This is a genomic window from Nostoc sp., assembly GCF_036917535.1.
GTDB lineage: Bacteria > Cyanobacteriota > Cyanobacteriia > Cyanobacteriales > Nostocaceae > Nostoc.
This window is the reverse complement of the sequence record NZ_JBALDA010000014.1, coordinates 131,008-147,988: the sequence shown is the minus strand read 5'-3', so window position 1 is coordinate 147,988 and position 16,981 is coordinate 131,008. Positions and strand designations below refer to the sequence as shown.

The window sequence follows — 16,981 nt, the reverse complement described above, 5'->3', positions numbered from 1 at the left end:
CTTTGGGGTTTTATTTTAAAATTGGAAATTTTATATTGCTTATGAAACGGCGATCGTACATGCTTCTAGGATTTTTCCTCAGCCTTCTTTTAACTATCGTGCCTTTGTCAGGCAATTTCACTAATGCTGCAACACCAACAGCAGTCACACCTGTCTCTGCTCTCTCACTCACTCAAGGAGTGCAAAAAACGGTATTAGACAACGGCTTAACAGTTCTAACCAAAGAAGTTCATACCGCTCCAGTGGTGAGTGTGCAAGTTTGGTATAAAGTTGGTTCGCGCAACGAGGTGAAGGGAGAAAATGGCATTTCTCACCAGCTAGAACATTTGATGTTCAAAGGCACAAATGAGCGTCCAGTACAGTTTGGACGGTTGTTTAGTGCTTTGGGTAGCCAGTTCAATGCTTTTACTAGTTATGACGAAACAGCTTACTTTGGCACAGTACAGCGAGACAAATTAGAAGCACTGCTGACACTGGAAGCCGATCGCATGGAAAACTCCTTAGTTGGGCCTGAACAACTCACCAGTGAAAAGCGGGTAGTAATCTCCGAGTTACAAGGGTACGAAAATTCACCAGGTTATCGCTTGAGTAAGGCAGTGATGCGAGCTGCTTTCCCCAATCGAGCCTATGGTTTATCGGTGGGAGGCACAAAAGCCGATGTAGAGAAATTCACGGTGGAGCAGGTACGGAATTATTACCAAACCTATTACAGCCCAGAAAATGCCACGTTGGTGATTACCGGAGATTTTGCCACAAAACCTGCACTCAAAGTTGTCCAAGAAACTTTTGGTAAGTTATCGCAACGAGCAAAAAAGAATACGCCACTCCAAAATGCCAGCAGAGCAATTGATAATTCCTCGGCATCTAATTCTATCGCTGACGCTTCCCCGTCTACCCCTGTTGCTAAAAAAGCAACCATTGTCCTGAAGCAATCTGGAAGTGCAGCACTGCTGCAAGCGGTGTATCCTCTGCCAGATATCAAACATCCTGATGTTCCGGCAATTGATTTGATGGATGCTATTCTTACAGGTGGACGTAGCTCTCGGCTTTATCAGGCTTTGGTGGAATCTGGACTGGCGAGTTCAGTGAGTGGCAGTGCTGCTGAACTCATCGAACCAGGTTGGTATGAAATTAATGCTACAGCGGCTCCTGGTCAAGAGTTGGGTAAAATTGCCCAGGTACTCCAGGAATCTTTCGCAAAATTGCAACAGCAGCCTGTCACCTCAGAAGAGTTGAACCGAGCGAAGACGCAACTGCAAGCCTCGTATATTTTGGGAAACCAAGATATCACTAGTCAGGCCAATCAACTGGGATATAACCAAACGATCGCAGGAGATTATCATTTTATTGAAAGGTATCTAACTGCGATCGCTAAAGTCACCTCTGCTCAAGTGCAGAAAGCAGCGAAAACTTACCTCAATCCGGCTCAACAAACTATCGGCTTCTTTGAGCCGACTCAACCAGATGGTAAACCAGGGAGTTCTAACGCTGGCTCTGGACGCACGGTGGAAAATTTCAGCCCTGGTAAGCCTGTAGATCCAGCAGAACTAGCAAAATATTTGCCACCTGCTACATCAGAGACAGATTCTAATAAACAATCACTACCAGAACAGTTTACCTTAAAGAATGGTTTGAAGGTTCTGCTGTTGAGCGATCGCAACCTTCCCACCATTAACCTGAGCGGACAAATTGACGCTGGTAGTGAATTTGACGGCAATCAAAAAGCTGGATTAGCGAATCTAACTGCAAATAACTTAATGAATGGGACGCAGACTAAAAATGCTCTGACCCTAGCAAAAACCTTAGAAGACCTGGGAGCCGGTTTGAGTTTCAGTGCTAGCCGCGAGGGAACTAACGTTAGTGGTGAGGGACTTTCAGCAAATCTGCCAATATTGATTCAAACTCTAGCAGATGTGTTAGAAAACGCCACTTTTCCAGCCGATCAGTTAGAACTGAGTCGCCAAAGGGCGCTGACAAGTTTGAAAGTCCAGCTAGATGACCCTAGAGGTTTGGGAAGACAAGTATTTCAACAGGCAATTTATCCTGAAAATCATCCATTCCACAGCTTTCCCACAGCCGAGAGTTTAAAGACTATTACTCGTAATGATTTGCTTGGTTTCTACCAGACACACTATCGACCGGATACCACAACGATCGCTTTAGTGGGAGACTTCGATCGAGTTAAGGTAAAAGCTTTGCTAAATGAGGTGTTTGGTAAATGGCAAGCCACAGGTAAGCCACCTGTTCTCAAAATCCAAACCGTACCATTTCCGCAAACTTTGACACAACTAAGCAAAGTAATTCCCGGTAAAGCTGAGGCTGTGACATACATCGGCTACAGTGGCATCTCTCGGAAAGATCCGCGTTATTATGCGGCACTAGTGCTAAATCAAATTTTGGGTGGTGATACCTTAGCCAGCCGCCTCGGTACGGAAGTGCGCGATCGCCAAGGTCTAACTTATGGTATATATAGTGGTTTTGCCGCCGGAATAAATCCGGGGCCGTTCTTGATTCAAATGCAAACTGCTCCTGGAGATGCTCAAAAAGCGATCGCCAGTACTCTCGCTTTACTAAAACAGTTACGCGAGCAAGGAGTTACTGAAGCTGAATTCAACGCAGCAAAACGCTCAATTACCAATAGCTACCCTGTGGATTTAGCTAATCCGAGTAATGTATCAGATATCATTTTGGATAATGCTGTTTTAGGGCTTTCACGGTCAGAAATCCGAGAGTTTCCTCGGCGAATTCAAGCAGTTACTATGGCTAATATGCAACAGGCAATTGAAGATTTAATTAAGCCAGAAAATCTGGTGATTGTCACCGCCGGGCCTGGAGATAGTGTAACCAAGGGTAGCTAATTATTTCAGATACATAACAATCCTATCTGATTGGTAAAAATCCCAATAACAAGATCCCCGACTTCTTTAAGAAGTCGGGGATTTCATTGTTCACGAAATATTTAGGATGGCTAATATCACCTCCTACTTTCTACCTCCTGCCTCCTTCAAATTGAATAAGACACTGGGAAGGACTTTGCATCCTTTGGCTTCACATACACTCGCTGTAGAGGTTCTAACTCTAAGTCATTAAAGCGATCGCGTGTTAAATGCGCTGTCAATACTTGTCCATCATCGAAAGTTAATTCCACCTGAATTTCCCAACCCAAATGTATCAATCGGCTTACTGTTGCAGGTGTAGTGGTACCGTTAGCAGCCTTTTCTAAAATCACATCTTGCGGACGCAAAAAGACTTGTGGGTGTGGCGCATCAAACCCGCTGCTTTGAAAAATTTTCGAGGTGCTGGGTAACACATTCACCGGGCCGATGAAACTCATCACAAATGCAGTGGCGGGATTATCGTAAATTTCTGCTGGTGTCCCCACCTGTTCCACCCGTCCTTTATTCATCACCACAACTTCATCGGAGACTTCCATTGCTTCCTCTTGGTCGTGGGTGACGAAAACTGTAGTAACATGAACCTCATCATGGAGGCGGCGTAACCATGCCCGTAAATCTTTGCGGACTTTCGCATCAAGTGCGCCAAAGGGTTCATCTAGCAATAAAACTTCCGGTTCCACTGCCAGTGCCCTGGCTAAAGCTACCCGTTGTCTTTGACCACCAGAAAGTTGTGATGGATAGCGATCACCTAGTCCACTCAATTGCACCAATTCCAGTAACTGTTCTACCCGCCCCTTAATTCTCTTTGGCTGTGCCTTACGAATTTCTAAGCCAAAGGCAATATTTTGCCTGACAGTCAGATGCTTAAATAGGGCATAGTGCTGAAACACAAAGCCAATATTGCGCTGTTGCACGCTTTGGTATGTAGCGTCCTTACCAGTAAGCAGGATTTTGCCGCTATCTGGCATTTCTAAACCTGAAATTAACCGTAGTAGCGTAGATTTACCAGATCCCGATGGCCCAAGTAATGCAACTAGCGAACCACTCTTAATTTCCAGGCTGACCTGATCAACTGCCTTGAAACTCCCGAATTGTTTGGAGACGTTCTCAACTACTATACCCACTGCTACTATACCTCTGCAACTAAATCTACAGATCCTTGGTAGGATTACTGTGTCTTACATATACCATATATCATTATTTATGCATGAATAAGATTTAGCTACCGCAACTGCCGCAATTGAGGAAGTTACAATGACAAGCAAAGTGTGAGGAACCTTGGGGTTGAAGATATTCTCTAACTTGTTTCCCGAAGACTCGCCAAGAATCATCCAAACATGCGGCTTGTTCTTAAGCAAAGAAAATGGCAAGAGGTTAGATACAAAAACGAAGAACGCACTGCATCAGGAGTCTATAATTTTATTGTTACTCTAGAAGGAATAGTGTTTATTCGTAGAGCCAGTGCTAGGGTTGCAGATAGAGCAATTGGTCATATAGATTTAGCAGATGTAAAATATGTTGGTCGGCTTTACTTTTCAGGACGCACTAATAGAGGCATCCTCCGCAAGTGGACTAATGAATCTGGACATTATCGACCTGACGCTGAATCCATGAGTAACGCAGATTTACTACCTCAAGAACTTTTTGAGCCAGGTCAATTCAAAAGTCTAATTAATCTCAATTTAATCTCTGGTAATGATTAAGACAAAACAGCCTCTCTCATGATAGATAGAAGATGGCATTTGGTAACATTGGAGTGTAATTAAATCGAGCATAAAGATTATCATATATTAATAGGTATAAAGAATATGATTAGCCGATTTATTACTGATAAAGATTTTGAAGATCATAAAGCTTTACAAAAGAGGTTGATGAGTTTATCAGAGGAAGCTCAGTTCGGTGAGATCAACGCTATCTTAGATCGAGATTCTGTCATCGGTTTAAAGTTAGCGAATTCCATACTGAAGAATAAAAGATATTTTGAGATTCTGCTTGAGCGAGGAGTAGCAGAAGCAAATGCTAGTGAAATAGAACTTTGGCTAAAGTATTTACTCCCGCGTCTTGGCTTCCGACGTGTTATAGGCATCCTATCTGACAAATTATCAGAACATCCTCAGGAAGTACGTAAAGCTTCATATTGGTTGCCCAAATTTTTACCAAAAGGTAATGATCGGGCTACAAGATTGCTAAAAGAGCTTTTGCATAAGGAGAAACAGATGTTAGGTGGAGAGTACAAAGCTGTTAAAACTTCAGGGCAAGTTTACAAGTTAATTTTAAGAATCAAGAGTACAGGTGAATATGCAGTTTTTGGTGGATATCAATTGGGTAGTCATGGTTCTAAAATAATTGTTAAAATTCTCAATCCAGAAGACTTATTTCCAACTGGTGGACTAAGGGAAATATCACCTGGTGATATAGAGATTCTCGATCCACAACCTTACAACGATTAATATTTTGGGTGGTATTTGAGTCGGTTTACAAAAATTATCCATTAACCAAATTCCTGATTCCCAATCTCGCTTTTGTATCGAAACATTAAGGAATATTGCATTTGTGCAGAAACCTGAAGGTAAAGCGCCAAATCATTAGAAAGACCGTGGTAGTATGCTCTCGGTAAATGTGAAGATTGGGAGAAAGACCTTTGACACTACGGGTTGCTGTTATTGGGTCAGGCCCTGCTGGTTCATCTGCCGCAGAAACACTGGCAGCCTCTGGGATTGAAACCTACCTGTTTGAGCGCAAGCTAGACAATGCAAAGCCTTGTGGGGGTGCAATTCCTCTATGTATGGTGAGTGAATTTGACTTACCACCAGAGATTATTGATCGCCGGGTACGGAAGATGAAAATGATTTCGCCTTCCAATCGTGAGGTTGATATCAATCTGGTAAATGAAGATGAATATATAGGAATGTGCCGCCGGGAAGTGCTGGATGGCTATTTGCGCGATCGCGCGGCAAAAGTCGGCGCAAATTTAATTAATGCCACTGTTCATAAACTCGATATACCAGGAAACAATACTGATCCTTATACCATTCATTACATTGACCACACAGATGGTATATCACAGGGTATTGCCAAAACTCTGAAAGTGGATTTAATTATTGGGGCAGATGGGGCTAATTCCCGCGTTGCTAAAGAAATGGACGCTGGGGATTACAATTATGCGATCGCTTTCCAAGAGCGAATTCGCTTACCCGAAGACAAAATGGCCTATTATAACGACCTCGCCGAAATGTATGTCGGTGATGACGTTTCTACCGATTTCTACGCTTGGGTTTTCCCCAAATATGACCACGTAGCGGTTGGTACTGGTACGATGCAAATCAATAAAGCCAGCATCAAACAGTTACAAGCTGGTATCCGCGCCCGTGCTTGGGAGAAGTTGGCAGGCGGTAAGATCATCAAAGTAGAAGCCCACCCGATTCCCGAACATCCCCGTCCCCGTCGTGTTGTCGGTCGCATCGCTTTGGTGGGAGATGCAGCTGGTTACGTTACTAAGTCCTCTGGTGAAGGTATTTATTTCGCCGCTAAATCTGGGCGGATGTGTGCTGAAACCATTGTGGAAGCATCTAACAGTGGTAGCCGTATTCCTACAGAAGGCGACCTTAAAGTTTACCTGAAGCGTTGGGATAAAAGATATGGACTCACTTACAAGGTGCTGGACATTCTGCAAACCGTATTCTATCGTTCCGACGCTACCCGCGAAGCTTTTGTGGAAATGTGTGATGACCTCGATGTACAACGGCTAACATTCGATAGCTATTTATATAAGACGGTTGTCCCAGCTAATCCCATCACCCAACTAAAAATTACTGCCAAAACCATTGGTAGTCTAATTCGGGGTAATGCCCTTGCACCTTAATTGCGTGCGGAATATTGAGACTTCCAACAAATAAATTATCCAATTTTGTGGGGTGGGCATCCTGCACGCTTATTAATCAGGGCGGGCGAGACGCCCACTCCACAACATATATCAATACTTCGTCGGACAGAATTGAGCAATCTAACTACAGTGTCTTCGTCAGATATACCCTTTTTTTTAAAAGTCCGCCCACACCCCAGAGAATTAATGCAGTAGTTGTCCCAGCCTCGGGAATCGATGCTGAATGTTCGGAAGGAATTTTGACAACTTGCAATGAAGTTAAAAATGTACCACTTTCACAACCAGCTGCGAATCCTCCTCTTCCACTATTTGAACTGTAATACAGTCTCACATCAGAACCAACTCCACAAGAAAAATCAAAGAACTTGTTTGCAGATAAATCTAATTCATTACTACTTAAGTTATAAGTAAAACTTTCAAGATCAGCGAGTTTATAGGCAACTTTTCTTCCATCGTCGAAAGGTTCTGATTCAAAAGTAAAATTGCTCAGCTCATTTAGTGTCAAGATAAAATCATTGTTAGAATCTTCCCCACTAAACGCACCGAAATAGTTACGTACAAAAGTTAAATTACCATCCAGTGCTATTTCCCGTGCTGAAATTGAAAATGTTGCAGCTAAAGTTGGGTCTGCTTTCATGACACCTAAACTCAGTACAGCACAAGCTGTACTGACTGCAAATCGTTTGAAAATGTTATTAATCATAAAGCTCTCAATATATTGGCATATATTGTGTTTGATTGTACTAAATTTTTAAGTACGCATTAACCAAGATTTCTCAGAAAGAATAAGTTAATAGGGGTCAAAAACTGCCGAAGTTTTTATGATACAAGTATTTCAGCAGTTTGAACCCGCGATCACTACCTTCTTACCTTGACGTAAGGCATCTCTAAGTACAGACTGTAGTATCACCTCAGCAACTCCAGACTGACTCTTAACCTGCTTAATTGTCACCTGTGTCTGGTTCAAGTGACTGGCATCATCAACTGTGCCGGGAAGCAGAGGTTGACGATCATCGCGATCGCTCCCGGCTGTTCAAGTCAGGTGAGCCACAGGTCTGGCGAGCGCTATCAGGACAATTTAGGTATGCTGTATTCTTAACTTCAGCGATAAATTGCTTTTTGAATAAATGCTTAATTTTATTTCCTATTTGTTTTTAGCTCAAGCATCGCCTTCTCCTCCACCTACACCACAGGAAATCTTCATTCCCCAACAAACAAGACCTTTAACAGGACATCTTGATGCAGTACCGGTATTTAACAGTAATAACCCAGAAGTAGTTAAGAGTGAAGGAATTCTGCTATCTACATTTCCTCCTCAAGGCAAAAAAGTGCCCAGCGCCCACCTGAACTTTCCATTTCAGGGACGGTTTGATTTATTTTCTCACCATATTGCTAGAGCGATTGAGACTCCAAATGATTTGCGGACTCTTTATTTGGGGGTGATTGTTTACAATCCGAGCGATCGCTCTGCAACTGTCAATATATTGCAAGCAGCTAGTTATGTTAGTCAACCTGATGCACCTTTTATCAAACTTCCTCCCATGCAAGAAAATAATTCGGGAAACATTTATGCTGGGCCAGGCGATCGCGTGATGAATGATCTGCTGCGAGCCAGACGGCAATCAGGATGGCCAGCGCAGTTGGTAATTCCACCAAAACAAAGCCGGATGTTAATGAATCATCCCATTCCAGTGCGTTCTTTAACACCGCCATTGAATGGACGTTCTACATTGTTGCATTTGTATAGTGATAGTCCAGTTTATCTGGCGAACCTAGCCATGTTTGCCAAACCCAATCCCGATGGTAGTGAACGAGCACCCACTTTAGAAGAATGGGAGAACTTGTTAGAAAATGGTGATTTTGCAGGACCCCGTGAACCTGCCCCCAGTCCTCCAAATCACCTTGCAGGGGCAACAGAAATTTACGGACGGGTAGCAGGGGTAGCTGTTGGCTCTCGTTGGCAAGCACTAGTTACCGACTCGAATAGTTCATACCTGACAATTCCTGAATCAGGACAAGCTTTTTCCTACGGTTTAAGTACCCTTTTAGCAGGCAAAATGGGTACTGGACAAAACCAAACTGCTAAACTAGTAGCGCGTTATCCTGGTACTGCTTACGAAGCTCACGGCAACTATGGCATTGAATACAACATTTCTCTACCATTAATCAACAATACGGATAAACCGCAAACTATAAATGTGCTTTTCCAAACACCTATCAAAGAAGATGAGTTAAGTAAACCAGGGCTTCGCTTTTCTTCACCACCTCAATCATCCGTCTTATTCCGAGGCACAGTTCGTATTCGCTACAATGACGATAATGGCTTACCCAGAACCCAATACTGGCATTTAGTTCAACAAGAGGGACAGATGGGAGAACCGCTTGCTCAATTAAAAATATCTCCTGGCCAGCGGCGAATGGTAGAAGTGGATTTTCTCTACCCACCTGATGCTGCCCCCCCTCAAATGCTGACAATTCAAACTGTAAACCAAACTTAACAATTCAAAATTCAAAATGACGCTCTCTACGAGACGCTGCGCGTAGCTTGCTTCTCTGTAAGAGTACGCGGACTCTCGTAGAGAAGCTCGCCGCAGGCATCGCACAATCCAGAATATTGGTTTAATACCTGAAAGCATTGCTATATAGCAGTCGCCAAAGCCGTTAGGACAGTTCGTGGGAAACGCGCCTTCAACAGGATACTATGTGATTTTATTGCTGTCCTAAGCTCCCTGTCCGTTGCTATATCTGGGTTATGGAAAATACCAAAATCTTTTAACTTACCTGCGGAATGTGGGCTTTAACTACCGTATTTCAAGTAAAAATAATTCTGGAAAATCCCGTCTGGGTCATACTTGCGCTTGAGGGCGAAAAATTTAGTAGCTTGTGGATAAGCTCTATGAAATTGTTCCGGTGTGGCATGAAGACGATAGGGGAGATAGTATTTACCACCGACTGCTAGGGCTGCCTCAATCAGTTTTTGGGTCATTACCTGCATTTTTGCCTCCCCCTCTGGAGTGCGTTGCTGATGAAACAGCATCACCAATCCAAAAACTTCCTGATTGGCATATCTGAGAAAACTGTCGTTATCCTGGTGAACATTTCGCACCGTGACATTGAGCAAATCCCCTTCGTTCTGGGGAATAATGGTGCGACACTTCGCTAAAAATGCTTTCAGAGATTTAGGGGGAATAAAGTACTCATGCAGGATGTCAGTCTCTGCCTGGTGACGATTCTCAAATAAGACGGAGGAACGGTTGAGAATCTGGTTTCTCAAAACCCGGTTTCCAGCTTCTCCTCCAACGATTTTTTCTAGTTGCCAGCGCAAACTTTTGCCATAGTCACTGCCGATGCTACCACGAAAAACCGTCCGAGGTAATCCAGACTCTGCTTGTTTTTCTAAAGAGACAATAGGGTGAGTTGTTTCTGGAACTCGGTGGTAGGTGGTAAGAATAGCTTCTTGTAAAAAGCTTTCCGGTGCGACAGAAAGTCTACCGTATGCCATACCAATAGTGGCTGCATCATCTACCTGTTGCCGATAGGTATCAATATAGTTATCGCTCTTAATTACGAACCGTTCAGCTGTATACATCTCATTGGGTACTACTCTCAAGTCCACGTCAAGAATGATCCCGAACAGGCCGTAACCGCCTAAAACTAGAGAAAATAACTCTGGATTTTCCTTTCTGGAACACTCCACAACTTTACCACTTGCCAGCATTAACCGGAAACGTTCGACTGTGCTAGCAAAGGGGGGACTATTATGTTGCCAGCCATGAGCATTGGCACTAATCGTGCCACCCACAGAAAAATCGTTGTTGGATTGCATCACGGCGACAGAATAGCCACGTTCATTTAGGTAAGGAATAATCTCAGACCATTTAGCTCCTGATTGCACCGTCAGGATTTTAGTTGTCGGGTTGAATTGCATCCGGTTGAAGTGGAGCATATCCAGGGAGATGCCGTTAGCATACAAAGTGTGACCACCCATAGTGTGGCGTGAACCCGCGATCGCTACCTTTTTACCTTGACGCAAGGCATCTCTAAGTACAGACTGTAGTATTACCTCAGTAACTCCAGGCTGACTCTTAACTTGCTTAATTGTCACCTGTGTCTGGTTCAAGTGACTGGCATCATCAACTGTGCCAGGAGGCAGAGGTTGACGGTCATCGCGATCGCTCCAGGCTGTTAAAGTCAGGTGAGTAATAGGTCTGGCAATGGCTGTCAGGGCAATAGTTGTAGTTGCCAAAAGGACAAGCAGAATAATCTTCAGCCTGCTTTTTAAGAATTTACTGCGGTAGGAACGCTGCATAACCTGGATTGAGGGGGCAAAATAGAAAACATGACGATTGAATCCGATTCCTCTAATCTACCAACCCCAAAACCAGTCCCCGAAAACGACTTGCAACCGGATGACTTTGACGGAAGTGCAACTGAGAAAAACCTAAGCTCAGAAGTACTAGCAGCGATTGGGTCTTTGCAATCTCCGCAACATACAATTGCTTTACAACAAGCTCGTTCTGACTTCAAGCAACCCATTGCCAAGCAATTTATAGTTAAGCCAAGGGCATTGCTGATTACTCTAATCGCGATCGCCATCACCTTCATTGGAATTATCCTCAATAACTGGATCGTCGGCATTATCGGAACGCTGATGACTTTGCTATTATCCCTAGCGATATTATTGCCTTGGTTCCAAGAAGTTTTAAACGAGTGGTTTTCACCCCAAGAACGCACCTTGTTTGTTGCCTTTTTGGGATTACTAGTAGCCATCATCGGCTTGATTAGGTTCACAGGTGTAGGCGATCGCTTACTGCTTTGGGGACACCAGATTAACTGGGATATTGCTGGAACCCTAGCAGACTGGTTTGGCGCTTTGGGGCAAATTCTCATCGCCGTCATCGCTGTTTACGTGGCGTGGCGACAATATGTCATTTCCAAAGACTTGACAATTCAGCAAAACCTGTTAACAGTTCAACAAAATATTATCACCCAGCAACAGACGATTGATTCCTATTTTCAAGGCGTTTCCGACTTGGTATTAGATGAAGAAGGATTGTTAGAAGATTGGCCCCAAGAGAGAGCGATCGCTGAAGGACGCACTGCGGCAATTTTAAGTAGTGTCGATGGTAGTGGGAAAGCGAAAATTCTCCGGTTTCTGTCACGTTCCAAATTGCTGTCACCTCTAAAACGTGATCGCTTATTAGGTCGAGCCATTCTTGATGGAACTGGCGGATATGCAGAAGACCGCCTCGAAGGTGTGCGCGTCATCGATTTAGGCGTAATGCTAGCTGCAGCTGACCTTTCTGGTACTGATTTACGTTGGACTGATCTCAGCGAAGCTAATCTTGTCCGCGCCAACCTAAGCGGTTGTGATTTAGTAAAAGCCAACCTCTCCCGCACAATTTTATATGGTGCTAATCTCAATGGTGCTGACATCAACGGGATTCGCCTATTCTATGGTGTAGTAGATAAAGCCTCACCCCGCAGTCGCACTGAACCACCAGATTATGAAATCGGCGAACAAACTGGCGCTGTGGTGGAAAATGCCGATTTCACGAATGTGCAACGGATGTCTGAGTCTGCACGTAACTACTGTTGCGCTTGGGGTGGCGAAAAAACTAGAGGTACTATTCCTGGTGGTTGTGAAGGTATTCCTAATAAGTTGAAAAGATAATTATAAGACTAGATAAAAAATTAGTTACCCGCATTAAAAATCTGTTGTGCAGTTAAATTTAATTGGGGAAAGGTAGGTGATGAAATCGTTGTGTTGCCTTGAAACGCTGTCATTTGATATTCGCCATCAACTAATTCGCACACAAAAATAGTGGGTTGTTTGGGATTACCAATGAACTTTCTTGCACCCAATGCAGCATAATCAGCAATCCAATATTCGGGAATGCCCATTTCTTCATAATCTCCAAATTTATTGTAGTAATCATCTCGCCAGTTGGTTGAAACAACTTCAATAACTATTGGAACCGATGCTGCTTGGCTCACTGTTGACTGTTTTTGAAAAAGCGGTTCATTGTCGAGATTATCAAGATTTAGCAGCAACACATCAGGCGAATAAGCGGATTCAGCAGAAGGAGTTTTGACTAATGCAGTTTTGGGTATAGTGTAGGGAAGATTCAGGCGATCAAACTCGACAGTTAGCTTATGGGCTATAAAGCCTACAACTTTTTCATGCGAACCAGTTGGAGGCGGCATTTCAATAATTACTCCTTTGTGCAATTCATAGCGTTTTCCATCGTTGGGATACCATTCGATAAATTCATTGAAGGTGAGTAATTTGGGCAACGTTTGGGTCATAATCTTACCTCCATATATGTTTTACTTTATCATGCAATAAATGTTAATTTTTAGTTTACAAAATTCGCACTTCTGTTTTTTATTACCTTTAATAAGTGTAAATATTTATCCCTAAAAAGCGCCACGCATTTCTCAATCTTTAACTATAGCGACCTGCAAAAAATATTTGTTCTGCGGTCAAATTCCGGTCTGTAAATGTTTGGGATATGAGGCGTTCTGTTCCCCTAAACTGTTATCCTTGATAACTTCAATTTACAACATCAGGTCTAAAAGCTGAATTTTGATCTAATGGTTTAATCAGGCATTTCATGGGAATAAACCAAGGCAAGTTGAGCAGATCAATTGCTACGTTGAGCTTACGATTAATTAACCCAGCTACCTGTTCATGAAGTCCAGTGGGTTCCAAGTCGATTAGTTCTCCGTCGATTAACTCGTAGCGTCCATCATCCACATAGCCAGCAACTAATGCCTCAGAGCTAAGATTACTTGTATTAATAGTGGCTGAGAGCATCGAGATTTGTCCTTCCAGGTTTAGAACTAGAGCAGCAATACTGCTCTTAATTATTTTAACTACCTTTGATCAGGCAAAAGTTAATTGACTAATATGCTTCAAAATCTGGAGTACATTATATAACTCATTACCACGATTACGGACATCAAAAATATTAGAAGTGGCATAGCGAGGAGGATAACCTTTGAGCAGTTTAATGAACATAAAACTGCCACCAGAAGTAATCATGCCAAATACTACATCTTGTGACTGGGGAGCAGCCAGCATATATGCCAGAATTTGGTCAAGTCCTGCTTCTACCGAATAAGCAACCTGTTTTGACTCAATAACTGTTACCCAGAATTTTTGATTTAGAAGTAAAAAGTCAATTCGTCCTTTGATGATAGTTTGCTTGTTTGGTGTTTCAATCTCAATAGATTTCTCTAATTTGAGGTGAAAAGGAGGTAAATAAAACTTGCCAATGAATAGCAATGGCGATAAAACAATCGTATTAACTGTATTTTCTAATAAAGGCGGATAGTTTCGTAAATTTATGTAACCTACCTTTATTTGATCCAATAGCTGCTTTTCTAAGCTTGTCAGTTCTGGTAGGTCATCTTGCCACTCTCGAAAGAATTCTTCCGAATCAACTAACTCTAATCCATAGAGCAATATTAGTTGCTCAAGTGTGACGTTTTCCGCAGCAAGAGTTTGAGTCATAAGTTAATCAAGTAGTAAAAAATCTACTTAATATTTGGGACAGATTTTCATCAAGCTATTGGTCTTACTTCCTATTTAGCAAGACCAGCTTTTTTAAGCATAATCTATTCGACAAAAGTCCAAGTTAAATGTCTATTAGATAGTCCTTATAAAGGGCATTGCCAAGGTGAACTAAACTGGTGATAACCGACATCTTGGAATGTTCTAATCATGGGTGTGTTCAGAATGTCTGTGTCACAAAATACACGCCAAACACCAATTTTTTGAAGAAGGTAGGTAGCTTGGCACAGGAGGTCGTAAATGTAACGCTTCCCTCGCTGTTTGGGTACAACACCAATATAGTAAATTGTGCCTTCTTCTAGATTATCTTTGCGACACCCACGATATAGTACTGGTTGGATAAATCCCACTAGTTCACCCATACTGTTATAGCCAAGTTGCCACCATTGTGGTTCATAATCGAAATCTTTGCTTGCTTGTACGATGAATTCTGAGGCTGCTTTATCTGCTCCCAATTCTCTAACTACCTTTTGATCGCTTCGGTCTAATGAGTAACTCATAGCACAGCTGACCGCAGCAGTGAAATCTTCCATACTGACATCGTTGAGCGAACGAAATATCAATCTTTGAGGAACTGGGATTACTGGTTTTGGTTCCTCCCAAACGAAAGGAATTTTTTCATAATATGTTGTCATACAGCCCAGTAATTCTCGCCTTCAGGTAGGGTAAGGATTTCAACCCCATCTTCAGTTACAGCTAATGTATGCTCACATTGAGCAGAAAGCTTGCGATCGCGCGTTACCGCAGTCCATTTATCGCCCAGAACCTCGACTTCGTAAGTACCTTCGTTAATCATTGGCTCAATGGTAAAAACCATCCCTGGTCTGAGGCGCTTGCCCTTGCCGCGTGTGCCATAGTGGGGAACATCCGGTGCAGTGTGGAAAATGTTACTGATACCATGTCCCACAAAATCTCGCACTACAGAAAAGCCTTGTCCTTCAGCATACTCTTGAATGGCTGCACCAATGTCTCCAATGCGTGCCCCAGGTTTAACTTCAGCAATACCCAAGCGCAAACACTCCTCTGTCACCTCTACCAGCTTTCTTGTTTTTGGGGAAGGAGTACCGACAAAGAATGTCTTAGATGTATCGCCATGATAACCCTCAACAATCGGCGTTACATCAATATTAATAATGTCACCATCCTTGAGAATTTGCTTGGCATTGGGAATGCCGTGACAGATGACCTCATTTACACTAGTACAAATCGACTTAGGATAACCCTTATAGCCAAGGGGTGCGCTTTTTGCTCCATGCGCTTGCGTCCAACGTTCGGCTTCATCATTTAGTTCGAGAGTGCTAACCCCTGGCTTTACAAACGGTTCTAGATGCTGAAGGAGTTTAGCTGCTAAACGCCCAGCTTGACGCATTTTTTCTAATTCTCGTTGGGATAAAATAACAATTAGTTCGGTTTTCATTAACTTTTATCTAGATATCTTTCATAAACATAGTTAACCCTGTCTGTGCAGCTCTTTGTGCAGCATCAGCAACCTTGAGGGTATACAAGCTCTCCTCTGGGGTAACGTACAAAGGAGTCCCATGAAAAAGATGGTCTAACACCATACTTGTGTCTTTGGCGAATAAACCTCGGCGAGGGCCAACCTCTATAGGCGTTGTTTCCCCTGGTTGGACGAATATTCCGGTGTCGCCATCAAAAATTAAACCACCTTTTTCACCGTGAACTTCAAACTTGCGTTCTGATTGCCAAATACTTTCGCCTTTGCCATAGACTATTTGGGCTAAAAGTCCACTGTTAAAGCAGAGTTGACTAGTGCATAAACAGGTTTGGTAGTATTCCGGTTCTATTTCCCAATATCGCTGGTGACAGTTAACAGTAAATACTGTACCAAATAAATCGATGAAGCGATGTAGCCGAGACAAAGCACCAATTAAAGGAAAGCCGAACAACTCGTGGTTATAAGTCCATTTACGAGGTGCGGGATTTTGGGGATTGATGGTGCTGTAGCGAACATAAAACACTTCACCAACTTTGGCTAAGTTTTGCTTCAAAGCTTGATGCAAACCACCCAAAAGTTCTAGATGTTCCACATGCAAGAGTTTTTTTTGTGCTTTGGCTAAAGCAATCAGTTCCTCTGCTTCGACTACATCCAACGAAAGGGGATACTCTATAATTACGTGTTTGCCATTAGCAAGTGCTCCACGAGCGATCGCCCCATGATCTCGATTAATAGTGGAAATCGCTACTAAGTCTATATCTTCACGCTCTACTAGCTCTTGCCAAGTACTCAAGACTTCAATCTGGTACTCTCTGGCAAAAGTTTCGGTTTTTTCTCTTGTATGACCAACAACTGCGATTAACTGCGATCGCTCATCATGAAGCAATGCCTCAGCCCGAAACTTTGCCGCATACCCAGTACCTACCAAACCTACACGCACTCTTGCTTTTTCCAAAGCTGCTTCTGAATTATACATGATCCTGATTAGTTCTGTTTTTGATCTTCCCATGCTTCTAGGGGTGAGATTCTCTTTTCATGGGGTTCACCAGTCTAGACTTTACAACCTCTACAATATTCCTCTTACCCCCTCAAGGATAAATCAGACTTTATTTGAAGCTAGATAGAATTACGTTTAACTCAAAAAAAAGACTTCAAAAGAAAATCCC

The 16,981-nt window shown here is 42.9% G+C and carries 15 protein-coding genes; 6 read left to right on the top strand and 9 right to left on the bottom strand.

The window, feature by feature from the left end; genetic code table 11:
* Window positions 1-41 precede the first annotated feature (41 nt).
* A complete protein-coding gene (locus V7K56_RS04350; RefSeq protein WP_334907939.1) occupies window positions 42-2,858 on the top strand; it encodes a M16 family metallopeptidase in 2,817 nt (938 codons plus the stop codon).
* 146 nt (window positions 2,859-3,004) lie between these two features.
* Here the strand turns inward: V7K56_RS04350 and V7K56_RS04345 are convergent, their stop codons facing one another.
* Entirely contained in the window at window positions 3,005-4,021 is a 1,017-nt protein-coding gene (locus V7K56_RS04345; protein WP_334907937.1) for a sulfate/molybdate ABC transporter ATP-binding protein, read from the bottom strand.
* 213 nt (window positions 4,022-4,234) lie between these two features.
* Between V7K56_RS04345 and V7K56_RS04340 the strand changes: the two genes are divergently transcribed.
* The 3 genes from V7K56_RS04340 (at window position 4,235) to chlP (ending at window position 6,759) form a co-directional block, all read left to right on the top strand.
* The gene (locus V7K56_RS04340; protein WP_334907935.1) at window positions 4,235-4,600 is read left to right on the top strand and encodes a hypothetical protein; all 366 of its coding nucleotides are present in this window, start codon (window positions 4,235-4,237) and stop codon (window positions 4,598-4,600) included.
* 105 nt (window positions 4,601-4,705) lie between these two features.
* Window positions 4,706-5,347, top strand: coding sequence for a hypothetical protein (locus tag V7K56_RS04335; protein WP_334907934.1), 642 nt, complete (start codon window positions 4,706-4,708; stop codon window positions 5,345-5,347).
* A gap of 191 nt (window positions 5,348-5,538) precedes the next feature.
* The gene (gene chlP, locus V7K56_RS04330; protein WP_334907932.1) at window positions 5,539-6,759 is read left to right on the top strand and encodes a geranylgeranyl reductase; all 1,221 of its coding nucleotides are present in this window, start codon (window positions 5,539-5,541) and stop codon (window positions 6,757-6,759) included.
* A 145-nt stretch (window positions 6,760-6,904) separates the two neighbouring features.
* Here the strand turns inward: chlP and V7K56_RS04325 are convergent, their stop codons facing one another.
* Window positions 6,905-7,483 (bottom strand): hypothetical protein, encoded by a 579-nt coding sequence (locus V7K56_RS04325; protein WP_334907930.1) that lies wholly within the window; start codon window positions 7,481-7,483, stop codon window positions 6,905-6,907.
* A gap of 424 nt (window positions 7,484-7,907) precedes the next feature.
* On the opposite strand from V7K56_RS04325, the gene V7K56_RS04320 reads away from it, so the two are divergent.
* Window positions 7,908-9,278 carry a DUF3370 domain-containing protein gene (locus V7K56_RS04320; protein ID WP_334907929.1) on the top strand — a complete coding sequence of 457 codons (1,371 nt, stop codon included), beginning with the start codon at window positions 7,908-7,910 and terminating at the stop codon, window positions 9,276-9,278.
* A 299-nt stretch (window positions 9,279-9,577) separates the two neighbouring features.
* On the opposite strand, the gene V7K56_RS04315 is transcribed toward V7K56_RS04320, so the two are convergent.
* Window positions 9,578-11,089 (bottom strand): FAD-binding oxidoreductase, encoded by a 1,512-nt coding sequence (locus tag V7K56_RS04315; RefSeq protein ID WP_334907927.1) that lies wholly within the window; start codon window positions 11,087-11,089, stop codon window positions 9,578-9,580.
* A gap of 30 nt (window positions 11,090-11,119) precedes the next feature.
* Here V7K56_RS04315 and V7K56_RS04310 point away from each other — a divergent pair, with 30 nt between their 5' ends.
* Complete coding sequence (locus tag V7K56_RS04310) at window positions 11,120-12,454, top strand: pentapeptide repeat-containing protein (RefSeq protein ID WP_334907925.1); 1,335 nt, start codon at window positions 11,120-11,122, stop codon at window positions 12,452-12,454.
* Window positions 12,455-12,474: 20 nt separating this feature from the next.
* Here the strand turns inward: V7K56_RS04310 and V7K56_RS04305 are convergent, their stop codons facing one another.
* The 6 genes from V7K56_RS04305 to V7K56_RS04280 form a co-directional block, all read right to left on the bottom strand.
* Window positions 12,475-13,089, bottom strand: a complete 615-nt coding sequence (locus V7K56_RS04305; protein ID WP_334907923.1) for a Uma2 family endonuclease — start codon at window positions 13,087-13,089, stop codon at window positions 12,475-12,477.
* Between the two features lie 247 nt (window positions 13,090-13,336).
* The gene (locus V7K56_RS04300) at window positions 13,337-13,600 is read right to left on the bottom strand and encodes a Uma2 family endonuclease (protein ID WP_334907921.1); all 264 of its coding nucleotides are present in this window, start codon (window positions 13,598-13,600) and stop codon (window positions 13,337-13,339) included.
* A 69-nt stretch (window positions 13,601-13,669) separates the two neighbouring features.
* Window positions 13,670-14,299: a restriction endonuclease subunit R gene (locus tag V7K56_RS04295; protein ID WP_334907920.1), complete on the bottom strand. Its 630-nt coding sequence runs from the start codon at window positions 14,297-14,299 to the stop codon at window positions 13,670-13,672.
* A gap of 146 nt (window positions 14,300-14,445) precedes the next feature.
* Window positions 14,446-14,994, bottom strand: a complete 549-nt coding sequence (locus tag V7K56_RS04290; RefSeq protein ID WP_334907918.1) for a GNAT family N-acetyltransferase — start codon at window positions 14,992-14,994, stop codon at window positions 14,446-14,448.
* Window positions 14,991-15,776: a type I methionyl aminopeptidase gene (map, locus tag V7K56_RS04285; protein WP_334907916.1), complete on the bottom strand. Its 786-nt coding sequence runs from the start codon at window positions 15,774-15,776 to the stop codon at window positions 14,991-14,993. The genes V7K56_RS04290 and map overlap by 4 nt, the downstream gene beginning before the upstream one ends.
* 10 nt (window positions 15,777-15,786) lie before the next feature.
* Window positions 15,787-16,791: a Gfo/Idh/MocA family protein gene (locus V7K56_RS04280; RefSeq protein WP_334907914.1), complete on the bottom strand. Its 1,005-nt coding sequence runs from the start codon at window positions 16,789-16,791 to the stop codon at window positions 15,787-15,789.
* Between the last annotated feature and the right edge of the window lie 190 nt (window positions 16,792-16,981).